Source organism: Ruegeria sp. AI2 (assembly GCF_056541275.1).
This window is the reverse complement of sequence record NZ_JBQFYB010000058.1, coordinates 1-1,217: the sequence shown is the minus strand read 5'-3', so window position 1 is coordinate 1,217 and position 1,217 is coordinate 1. Positions and strand designations below refer to the sequence as shown.

General features: G+C 54.3%; 1 protein-coding gene. It reads left to right on the top strand.

Translation table 11 applies throughout. The features are described 5' to 3' along the window. Positions 1-56: 56 nt before the first annotated feature. A protein-coding gene (locus ACR0LL_RS21120) for an IS3 family transposase (RefSeq protein ID WP_480589260.1) occupies positions 57-1,183 on the top strand; the annotation gives its coding sequence in 2 pieces (ribosomal slippage) (positions 57-321 and positions 321-1,183; 1,128 coding nt in all). The last annotated feature ends 34 nt before the right edge of the window (positions 1,184-1,217 follow it).

Here is a 1,217-nt window from a genome sequence, read left to right as displayed (position 1 = left end):
TGAGCCTCCCCCACTGAACTGGTCCGACGCTATGTTTAGGAAACGGAGGACTAAGAATGGCAAACAAGCGACCGAAGCCGGAAGAGATAGTTTCGAAGTTACGGCAAGTTGAGGTGTTGATGGGGCAAGGCATGTCCCGTCTGGATGCAATCAGACAGATCGGTGTTGTTGAACAAACCTATTATCGCTGGCGAAAGAAGTATGGCGGAATGGGTGTGGATCAGTTGAAGGAGCTGAAGCGACTTCAAAAGGAAAATGAACGGCTCAGAAGAGCTGTGTCTGACCTTACGTTGGACAAATTAATCCTGAAGGAAGCCGCAAAGGGAAATTACTAAGCCCCGCTCGCCGTCGCGCATGTATCGATCACGTTCGAAGCCAGTTCAAAGTATCGGAACGCAGGACCTGTCGGGTTCTCGGGCAGCACCGCTCCACACAAAGGCATATCCCGAAAGGCCGCGCCGATGAGGATCGTTTGGTTGCTGACATGAGCGAATTGGCCAGACAGTTTGGCCGCTACGGCTATCGGCGGATCGCGGCTTTGCTGAGAGATGCAGGCTGGTCCGTGAGCGATGGTCGTGTCGAACGGCTGTGGCGACGAGAGGGGCTGAAGGTTCCAACGAAACAACCGAAGAAGGGGCGGCTCTGGCTGAATGACGGATCATGTGTTCGGCTGAGGCCCGAGTATCGGAACCATGTCTGGAGCTATGACTTCGTGCATTGCCGGACAGATGATGGAAAGGTCTTTCGGACGCTGAACATTATTGATGAGCACAGCCGGGAATGTCTGGCGATTAAGGTGAAGCGCAAGCTGAACTCGACAGATGTGATCAATGCTCTGACAGACCTGTTCATCCTGCGCGGCGCTCCGGCATTCATCCGGTCGGATAATGGCCCTGAGTTCGTTGCACGGGCTGTTCGGGACTGGATCACCGCCGTCGGCGCGAAGTCCGCCTACATCGAGCCAGGGTCACCCTGGGAAAACGGATATTGCGAAAGCTTCAACGGGCGGATGCGGGATGAACTTCTCAACGGCGAGGTATTCTACAGCCTGCGCGAAGCGCAAATCCTGATCGAAGAGTGGAGGAAACACTACAACACAAAAAGGCCCCACAGTGCATTGGGCTACAAACCACCAGCTCCTGAAGCCATCATTCCGATGGATCAGAGGCCGATCATGCACTAACAATCAAAATGGACCAGTCAGATGAGGCTGCTCA